The sequence below is a fragment of the Mesorhizobium sp. M7A.F.Ca.CA.002.04.1.1 genome, from assembly GCF_004022805.1.
Lineage (GTDB): Bacteria > Pseudomonadota > Alphaproteobacteria > Rhizobiales > Rhizobiaceae > Mesorhizobium > Mesorhizobium ciceri.
In genome coordinates this window covers 1-8,722 of record NZ_RZPL01000180.1, presented here as the reverse complement: position 1 = coordinate 8,722, position 8,722 = coordinate 1, and the positions used below count along the sequence as shown (strand labels likewise).

Annotated in this window: 13 protein-coding genes; 8 read left to right on the top strand and 5 right to left on the bottom strand. The window is 64.4% G+C overall.

The window, feature by feature from the left end; genetic code table 11:
* The first annotated feature begins 17 nt into the window (after window positions 1-17).
* Window positions 18-638: a nucleoside triphosphate hydrolase gene (locus tag ENZ75_RS12170; protein ID WP_063169761.1), complete on the top strand. Its 621-nt coding sequence runs from the start codon at window positions 18-20 to the stop codon at window positions 636-638.
* Between the two features lie 85 nt (window positions 639-723).
* Window positions 724-1,071 carry a hypothetical protein gene (locus ENZ75_RS12165; RefSeq protein ID WP_013528390.1) on the top strand — a complete coding sequence of 116 codons (348 nt, stop codon included), beginning with the start codon at window positions 724-726 and terminating at the stop codon, window positions 1,069-1,071.
* A 23-nt stretch (window positions 1,072-1,094) separates the two neighbouring features.
* Here the strand turns inward: ENZ75_RS12165 and ENZ75_RS12160 are convergent, their stop codons facing one another.
* The 3 genes from ENZ75_RS12160 to ENZ75_RS12150 form a co-directional block, all read right to left on the bottom strand.
* Window positions 1,095-1,799 (bottom strand): glutathione S-transferase N-terminal domain-containing protein, encoded by a 705-nt coding sequence (locus ENZ75_RS12160; RefSeq protein WP_063169760.1) that lies wholly within the window; start codon window positions 1,797-1,799, stop codon window positions 1,095-1,097.
* 163 nt (window positions 1,800-1,962) lie between these two features.
* Window positions 1,963-3,171: a beta-ketoacyl-[acyl-carrier-protein] synthase family protein gene (locus tag ENZ75_RS12155; protein WP_063169759.1), complete on the bottom strand. Its 1,209-nt coding sequence runs from the start codon at window positions 3,169-3,171 to the stop codon at window positions 1,963-1,965.
* Window positions 3,172-3,176: 5 nt separating this feature from the next.
* Window positions 3,177-3,431 (bottom strand): acyl carrier protein, encoded by a 255-nt coding sequence (locus tag ENZ75_RS12150; RefSeq protein ID WP_013528393.1) that lies wholly within the window; start codon window positions 3,429-3,431, stop codon window positions 3,177-3,179.
* 221 nt (window positions 3,432-3,652) lie between these two features.
* Here ENZ75_RS12150 and ENZ75_RS12145 point away from each other — a divergent pair, with 221 nt between their 5' ends.
* From ENZ75_RS12145 to ENZ75_RS12125, 5 genes are read left to right on the top strand one after another with little or no spacing between them, the layout of a single operon-like run.
* The gene (locus ENZ75_RS12145; protein ID WP_082826622.1) at window positions 3,653-4,480 is read left to right on the top strand and encodes an urease accessory protein UreD; all 828 of its coding nucleotides are present in this window, start codon (window positions 3,653-3,655) and stop codon (window positions 4,478-4,480) included.
* Window positions 4,481-4,508: 28 nt separating this feature from the next.
* Complete coding sequence (locus ENZ75_RS12140; RefSeq protein ID WP_013528395.1) at window positions 4,509-4,811, top strand: urease subunit gamma; 303 nt, start codon at window positions 4,509-4,511, stop codon at window positions 4,809-4,811.
* A 10-nt stretch (window positions 4,812-4,821) separates the two neighbouring features.
* Complete coding sequence (locus ENZ75_RS12135) at window positions 4,822-5,076, top strand: DUF1272 domain-containing protein (RefSeq protein WP_027161066.1); 255 nt, start codon at window positions 4,822-4,824, stop codon at window positions 5,074-5,076.
* 33 nt (window positions 5,077-5,109) lie between these two features.
* On the top strand, window positions 5,110-5,697 hold the full coding sequence (locus ENZ75_RS12130) for a HupE/UreJ family protein (RefSeq protein ID WP_063169757.1): 588 nt from the start codon (window positions 5,110-5,112) through the stop codon (window positions 5,695-5,697).
* Between the two features lie 8 nt (window positions 5,698-5,705).
* Entirely contained in the window at window positions 5,706-6,011 is a 306-nt protein-coding gene (locus tag ENZ75_RS12125) for an urease subunit beta (protein WP_013528398.1), read from the top strand.
* Between the two features lie 20 nt (window positions 6,012-6,031).
* Here the strand turns inward: ENZ75_RS12125 and ENZ75_RS12120 are convergent, their stop codons facing one another.
* Together ENZ75_RS12120 and ENZ75_RS12115 are read right to left on the bottom strand one after the other, a co-directional pair.
* A complete protein-coding gene (locus ENZ75_RS12120; protein ID WP_027161068.1) occupies window positions 6,032-6,520 on the bottom strand; it encodes a hypothetical protein in 489 nt (162 codons plus the stop codon).
* A 129-nt stretch (window positions 6,521-6,649) separates the two neighbouring features.
* Window positions 6,650-7,033, bottom strand: coding sequence for a hypothetical protein (locus ENZ75_RS12115; protein WP_063169756.1), 384 nt, complete (start codon window positions 7,031-7,033; stop codon window positions 6,650-6,652).
* A 179-nt stretch (window positions 7,034-7,212) separates the two neighbouring features.
* Here ENZ75_RS12115 and ureC point away from each other — a divergent pair.
* Window positions 7,213-8,722: urease subunit alpha (ureC, locus tag ENZ75_RS12110; RefSeq protein ID WP_164887790.1), on the top strand; the 1,510-nt coding region annotated here is incomplete at its 3' end.

Here is an 8,722-nt window from a genome sequence, read left to right as displayed (position 1 = left end):
CTGCCAGAGAGGCTCTCATGTCCGAAATCGCCCATCTCGCCGCCACCATCTTCAAACGCGCCGGCAAGGCAAACCGCTTCATCGTCGCCATTGCCGGTCCACCGGGCGCCGGCAAGTCGACGCTGTCGGCAAGGCTGCATGAACTGCTGCCCGAAGGGGCAGCGGAGGTCGTACCGATGGACGGCTTCCACTATGACGACGCCGTGCTCGAGCGGCGCGGTCTGCGCGCGCGCAAGGGCGCGCCGGAAACCTTCGACTTTGCCGGTTTTGAGGCCTTGCTGAAGCGTATCCGTGCCGGTGAACCCGACATCGCCATTCCGGTCTTCGACCGCAACATGGAACTGTCGCGCGCCGCAGCCTCGATCGTCGCCACAGAAACCAAGTTCATCCTGGTCGAAGGCAATTACCTGCTGCTCGACGAAGAGCCGTGGTCGCGGCTGGCGCCGCTGTTCGATTTCTCGATCTTCGTCGACGTGCCGCGCAACGAGCTCGAGCGCCGCCTGATGGAGCGCTGGCACGAGCATGGCCGCTCCGATGAAGATGCGCGCGCCTGGATCGCTTCCAACGACCTGCCCAACATCGAGCGCGTGCTCGCGCGGCGCAGTGCCGCCGATCTGGTGATCGGCCTTTCCGCTTGATTCGACGGATTGTGCAAGGGGAACTTTAAGACTTTCAGGCCGTTATCCCGACACGACAATTGTGCCAAAAGAGGGATTCGGTCCAATGGCAACCAAGGCAAAAAAGCCTGCGCCCGCCAAGGGCAAGGCGACCCAATCCAAAACCGGCGCCGGCCCGGCAATGACAGGCCGTTCGAAGGACGCCAAGCCGGCTTTCGGCAAGGCAGCGCCGAAGAAAGTGGTGCCGGCCGCAGCGAAAGCCGCGCCAAAAGCCGCAAAGCCGAAGAAGCCCGCGAGTTCCAGCGACTCCTTGGGCGGCAGTGCGATGCGCACGGCCAAGGCCACAGCCAACGTCGCTGCCGGCGCGGTCATGGTCGCCGCCCGAGGTGCTGCGTCGCTCGCCGCTTCCGTCATGGGCAAAGGCGGTTCGAAAGCCAAAGCGAAGGCGAAATAGCCGCGCTTCGGAGGCTGGTTTTTCTATCCCTTGGCCGGGATGGTCAGGCCTTTTTGCACCGCCGGCCGCGCCAGGCCGCGCTCCAGCCATGTTCCCAGATGGGCGAAATCGTCAAAGCCGACGAGTTCGCGTGCTTCGTAGAATCCGATCAGGTTGCGCACCCAACCGAGCAGCGAGATGTCGGCGATGGTGTAGTCATTGCCCATGATCCACTTGCGCCCCTTCAGCCGGCCGTCGAGCACGCCGAGCAGTCGCTTTGACTCGTCGCGATAGCGCTCCAGAGGGCGTTTGTCGGCGATTTCGCGGCCGGCGAATTTGTGGAAGAAGCCGACCTGGCCGAACATTGGCCCGACCGAGGCCATCTGGAAGAACACCCACTGGATGGTCTCGTAGCGGCGCGCGCCATCAATGGGCATGAGCAGGCCGGTCTTTTCAGCAAGGTAGAGCAGGATGGCGCCGGATTCGAACAGGCCGATCGGCTGGCCGTCCGGGCCGTTGGGATCGATGATCGCCGGTATCTTGCCGTTGGGATTGAGCGACAGGAATTCCGGTGTCCAGCTTTCGTTCTGGCCGATGTTGACCCAATGCGGCTCGTAAGGAAGGCCGAGTTCCTCCAGGGCGATCGATATCTTCACCCCGTTCGGCGTTGTCGCCGAATAGAGCTGGAGCTGGTCCGGATGCTTGGCCGGCCAACGCGTTGCGATCGGAAAGGCGGACAGGTCTGCCATGGAAACTCCTGGATGAGGATTCGCGCCGAGCGGCGCGGTTTTGGCGGGTCGGCCAAGGATTAGACGCGGCGCACGGCACGATCAATATGGCGGCGAAGGGTTTCATCGTGCACGGACAGTCAACGGAATGGCCTGCCTGGGGCAGATCCGCCCGCCCCTTAGATCAGGCAGCCTTGAAGGCCAGCACGGCATTGGTGCCGCCGAACGCGAAGCCGTTGCTGATCGCGGCGCGCACCTTGCGCTCGCGCGGCACATTCGGCGTGACGTCGAGGTCGCAATCGGGATCGGCCTCACGAAAATTGGCCGTCGGCGGCACGATGCCTTCGCGGATCGCCATCACGCAGGCGATCATCTCCAGCGCACCCGATGCGCCGAGGCAATGGGCGTGCATCGACTTGGTCGACGACACCGAAAGCTTGTAGGCATGGTCGCCGAAGACGCGCTTGATCGCTGCCGTCTCGATCTGGTCGTTGGCCTTGGTGCCGGTGCCATGGGCATTGAGGTAGTCGACATCCTCGGGATTGAAGCCGGCATCGGCCAGGCAGGCGCGCATGGCCGCCGTCGGCCCTTCGACGGTCGGCGCGACAATGTCGGAGGCGTCGGCGGAGAGGCCGGCGCCGGCGACCTCGGCAAGGATGGTGGCGCCGCGCGCCATGGCGTGCTCATACGTCTCCAGGACCGCCATGCCGGCGCCCTCGCCGAGTGACAGTCCCTGGCGGTCGGCCGAGAATGGCCGGCAGGTGTCGGGCGCCAGCACGCGCAGTGCTTCCCAGCCCTTCAGGATGCCCCAGACCAGCGGCGCATCGGTGCCGCCGGCGACCATCACATCGGCGCGGCCAAGTCTGATCTGGTCGACAGCCGAGGCGATGGCGTGGTTGGACGACGAACAGGCCGAGGTGACGCCGAAGACCGGGCCGCGCAGGCCCAGATTCATGCTGACATGGCCAGAGGCCGCGCTTGGCATGACCTTTGGCACGGTGAAGATGCCAGCGCGGTTCTTGCCCTCGACCAGTATGGCGCGATAGCTCTCTTCGATCGCCTCCCAGCCGCAGACGCCGACGCCGACGACGGTGCCCATCCGATAGGTGGTGGCTTCAGTCGAGACCAGGCCGGCGTGCTGCATGGCTTCCCTGGCTGCGATCGTCGCCAGCAGGCTGAAGCGGTCCATCGACACGGTCTGCTTGCGGTCGATGCCGTGATCGGGAAGCGTCTTGATTTCGCAGCCGACCTTGACCTTCAGATCATGCAGTTGGGGACTTGTGATCTGGCCGATGGCCGAGCGGCCGGCGCGCATCTCGTTCCAGATCGCGGGCGCGCTGGTGCCGAGCCCGCAAATGCCGCCCATGCCGGTGATGACAACGCGCTGCCGCATTCAGTTCAGGCTTTTTTCGCGATCAGCGCGCGCACAGCTTCGACCATGTCGCCGACGTTCTTCAGATTGCTCCAGGCGTCGACCGTGTTCATCTCGATCTCGATGCCATACTCTTCCTCAAGATCGAAGATAATCTCCGTCAGCTCGAGCGAATGGATGCCAAGCGAGGTCAATTCGGTGGTGGTGGTGATTTCTTCGCCGCCCGGCTCGGCATGAGCCTTGATCTTCGCGATGATATCCGTTGCCAGCTGGTCGGCCATTCGGTTCCTTCCCCACTATCTCGCGTTTCCCGACGCCGACTGAGCAGCGCCCCTTTTTCTCCTGGTATCAAGCCGCCGTCGTCGTTTAATACCCCCGCCAAGCGCAGCATGACCGTACCAAGGTGGTTCCCTCTATAGAAACCGAAACGTTGTCAAGCAACAAGCTATATCGAACTCCATATCGACAAAGCCGCCGGAGTGCTTAACGTGCAGGCATGGATATGGGCGAACATGGCGGGATTTCGACGCAGCGCGTTGCGGGCGTGGCGCGGCTTTCCTGCGCGCTTGGCGAGGGCCGCACGCGCCTGCGGCGCCTCTATCAGGACGGCGCCGCCAAGATAAGAATGCCGGCCGTCTCGGCCGATCCGCTCGAAGCGGTGCTGATCAACACCGCCGGCGGAATGACGGGCGGCGACCGTATCGCCTGGGACGTGGATGTCGGCGCGGCCGCTTCGGCATCGATCACCACGCAGGCCTGCGAGAAGATCTACCGGGCGGCATCCGACCATGCCGAAGTGCGGGTCAATTTGTCGGTAGGCGAAAACGGCCGCATCGCCTGGCTGCCGCAGGAAACCATCGTCTTCGACAGGGCGGCCTTTGCCCGTACGCTCAACGTCGAGCTTGCCGTCGGCGCCGAGGCGCTGGTGCTGGAAGCCGCCGTCTTCGGCCGCCTGGCGATGGGCGAACGCGCCACGCAGGGCAACTTCCATGACCGCTGGCGTGTGCGTCAGGATGGCGCCCTCGTTCATGCCGAGGATTTCCGCATCGGGCCCGATATCGCCGCAACGCTCGATCGCCCGGCGGTTGCCGGCGGCGCGATCGCGGTGGCGACATTGCTTCTGGTGTCGCCGCGCGCCGAAGCCCTGCTCGATCCGGTTCTGGAGATCGTCGGCGACCAGGGCAGCGCCAGCGCCTGGTGCGTGAAGAAATCTGGCAAGCTTCTTGCGAGGCTCTACGCCGGGGATGGCTACCGACTGCGCCAGCGGCTGGTTCCACTCGTCGAATTGCTCAACGGAAGGGCGGGGTTGCCCAAATTATGGTCACTATAGGCCTGCCTCTACCAATCCAGGGAAACGCATGAACCTGACGCCGAGGGAAAAGGACAAGCTGCTGATCGCCATGGCGGCGATGGTGGCGCGCAAGCGGCTCGAACGCGGCGTCAAGCTCAACCATCCGGAAGCGATTGCGCTGATCACCGATTTCGTCGTCGAAGGCGCCCGCGACGGCCGTCCGGTCGCCGAACTGATGGAAGCCGGCGCTCATGTCGTCAGCCGCGCGCAAGTCATGGAAGGCATCGCCGAGATGATCCATGACGTGCAGGTCGAGGCGACGTTTCCCGACGGCACCAAGCTGGTGACCGTGCACGAACCGATCCGTTGAGGAGGACAGGATGCTGGAGCTGCGTCCCAACTGCGAATGCTGCGACAAGGACCTGCCGCCCGAGGCGACGGATGCGCTGATCTGCACCTTCGAGTGCACCTTTTGCGCCGGATGCGTGGAACAGGTGTTGGGCGGCATCTGCCCCAATTGCGGTGGTGGTTTTTCGGCGCGGCCGATCCGCCCGGCAGCGATGCTGAAGAAATATCCTGCGTCGAGCAAACGCGTACTCAAGGCCGAAGGCTGCGGCCCCCGCAAGGCGGCGTGAACACCAGACCGAGCAAAACGAAAGGCAAACAGAATGATATCCGCCAAACGCCTCTGCCTGTCGGCGATCCTGCTGCTGGCCGCCGCCCTGCCGGCCTATGCCCATGTCGGCCTGGGCACCACCTCCTCCTTCACGGCCGGCTTCATGCACCCGCTCTCCGGCCTCGATCACATGACGGTGATGATCGCGGTCGGGCTGTGGGCGGCGCTCAAGGGCGGCAAGGCGGTTCTTGCCTGGCCGGCTGCCTTTGTCGGCGTCATGGTGGTCGGCGGCGCGCTGGGCATGCTGCATATGCCGCTGCCCTTCGTCGAACCGGGCATACTGGCATCGGTCGTGACACTCGGACTGCTGGTGGCGCTGGCGATCGATCTGCCGGTCTCGGCCGGCGTCGCCATCATCGGCCTGTTCGCACTTTTCCACGGCCACGCGCATGGCACCGAGGTGCCGGAGAATGCCGGCGGGCTTGAATACATGGCCGGCTTTGCCACCGCCACGCTGTTGCTGCATGCCACCGGCATCGCCACCGGTCTCGGTCTCGGCATCCGGTTTCGTGGCCTGGCCCGCGCTGCCGGTGCCGCCTGCGCGGCGATCGGCATCGGTCTCGCCTTCGGCATCGTGTGAGGGTGACCATGATCCCCGGTGAAATCATCACGGTGGGCGGCGACATCGAGCTCAACAAGGGCCTGCAGACCGTCACCCTGAAAGTCGCCAACAGCGGCGACCGGCCGATCCAGGTCGGCAGCCACTACCATTTCTTCGAGACCAATGAGGGGCTGAAATTCGACCGTGAGCGCGCCAGGGGCATGCGCCTCGACATTGCCGCGGGCACGGCCATGCGCTTCGAGCCGGGCCAGGAGCGCGACGTCACGCTGGTGCCGCTCGGCGGCAAGCGCGAGGTCTACGGATTTCAGCAGAAGGTGATGGGCAAGCTGTGAGATCTTCCGGCGCGCTCAGCTCAGTTCGATGGCTTGGCCGCGGCGTAGATGACGATCTTTCCGGGATTGTCGAATTCGACGGCGAGGACATCCTGCGCCTGCACGCGCCGCGATTCGATGGCGTTGAACAGCAGCGCGTTGGCCTCGATCTCCTTGCGCAGCTCCGTAATGTCGTCCTGATGCTGCTTGACCTTGGCCTCGATCTCCGGCGGCGGGCCGCCTTCGCTGCGCGCGGCATCGGTGAGGAACACGATGTCGACCTTGTCGAGCTTGGATGTCTTGCGCACCGTGCCGATGTTTTCACGCGTGCGGTCGATCGCCGTGTTGACGTTGCCGGCCTCAGTGTTGGCCTTGGCCTCTTCCTGCTTGACCTGCGAGCCGACGATGCGATTGACGGTCTCCGTGCTTTCCAGTCCTTGCGCCTTCAGTCCGGCAGCAGCACCAGCCGCCGCCAGGAACGTCATGGCGGCGACTGCCTGCATTCTGGTCGAGAAAGAAGTGATCGCCATCGCTCGCTCCTGAGAGAAATCGTTTCGGGGCGCGGGTTAGCGCGAAAAGAACAAAACGAATCCCGCCCGGCGAAGGTTCCTTTCCCGATGCGGCCGGCCGGCCGGATGCCGGCCCGCCATGCCGTGGCGTCAGCTCGCCTTCTTGGTGATCAGGGTCAGTGCGCCATTGGGTTCCATACTGGCTGCGACCACCTGCGCCGAGGTCATTCCCTTGGCCTCGAGCGCCGACTTGACCTTGGGTGTGGCGTCGATCGAGCTGCGCAGTTTCTTCAAGCCGTCATCGCCGCGCTGGGCGATCACCTGGTTGACCTGCGTCTGGGTGTCCTTTGGCAACTCGGTGATGTCGACGATGTTGACGCTCTGGATCGTCGGCACCGCGGGCTGAGCCTGGGGCGTGGCTGGAGCAGGCGTTGCCGGCGCCGGAGCGGGCTGTGGCGCGGGTTGCTCCTGGGCACTGGCGGCGCCCGCCAGCATCAGGCTGGCGGCGGCGGCAAGAACTATCGTTTTGCGCATGGATTTTCCTTTCCATCGATTGGCAAACGGTCGGTCTGGGGTGACGCCCTAACCTCAACCGCCAAATGGGATCAGAAGGTGTCGCCCAGCAGGTCATTGCGTGACCATAGGATGGCAGCAATGTGCAGCCGCGCTTCAATCCAACCGCATTTCGGCAAACCGCATTTCGGGAGCAATCGCTGATGGCCAGAATTACCCGCGCCGCCTACGCGCAGATGTACGGCCCGACGGTCGGCGACAGAGTACGGCTTGCCGACACCGAACTGTTCATCGAGGTCGAGAAGGATCTCACCATCCATGGCGAAGAGGTGAAATTCGGCGGCGGCAAGGTGATCCGCGACGGCATGGGCCAGAGCCAGGTTTCCAGGGCGCAAGGCGCCGTCGATACCGTGATCACCAACGCGCTGGTGATCGATGCCAGTGCAGGCATCTTCAAGGCCGATGTCGGGCTTCGCGACGGGCGCATCGCGGCCATCGGCAAGGCCGGCAATCCGGACACGCAGGATGGCGTCACCATCATCATCGGCCCCGGCACCGAGATCATCGCCGGCGAAGGCAAGATCCTGACATCAGGCGGCTTCGACGCGCATATCCACTTCATCTGCCCGCAGCAGATCGAGGAAGCGCTGATGTCAGGCATCACCACCATGCTCGGCGGCGGCACGGGCCCGGCGCACGGCACGCTGGCCACCACCTGCACGCCGGGGCCATGGCACATGGCCCGCATGATCCAGTCCTTCGACGCCTTTCCGATGAACATCGGCCTGTCGGGCAAGGGCAATGCCTCGCTGCCCGCCGCGCTCGAGGAAATGGTGCTGGGCGGCGCCTGCTCGCTGAAGCTGCACGAGGACTGGGGCACGACGCCGGCGGCCATCGATTGCTGCCTGTCGGTCGCCGACGATTACGACGTGCAGGTGATGATCCACACCGACACACTGAACGAATCCGGCTTTGTCGAGAACACGGTCGCCGCCATCAAGGGCCGCACCATCCACGCCTTCCACACCGAGGGCGCCGGCGGCGGCCACGCGCCCGACATCATCAAGGTCTGCGGCCTGCCCAACGTCATCCCGTCCTCGACCAATCCGACGCGGCCCTACACGGTCAACACGCTGGCCGAGCATCTCGACATGCTGATGGTCTGCCATCATCTGTCGCCGTCGATCCCCGAAGACATCGCCTTTGCCGAAAGCCGCATCCGCAAGGAGACCATCGCGGCGGAAGACATTTTGCACGACATCGGCGCCTTCTCGATCATCTCGTCGGATTCGCAGGCCATGGGCCGCGTCGGCGAAGTCGCGATCCGGACCTGGCAGACCGCCGACAAGATGAAACGCCAGCGCGGCTCGCTGCCGCAGGAGACCGGCAACAACGACAATTTCCGCGTCCGCCGCTACATCGCCAAATACACGATCAACCCGGCCATCGCGCATGGGCTGTCGAAAGACATCGGCTCGATCGCGGTTGGCAAACGCGCCGACCTGGTGCTGTGGAACCCGGCCTTCTTCGGCGTCAAGCCGGACATGGTGCTGATCGGCGGCATGATCGCCGCAGCCCCGATGGGCGACCCCAACGCCTCGATCCCGACGCCGCAGCCGATGCATTACCGGCCGATGTTCGGCGCCTATGGCAAGGCCAGGACCAACTCGTCGGTGACGTTCGTTTCCAAGGCAGCGCTCGAGTCGGGAC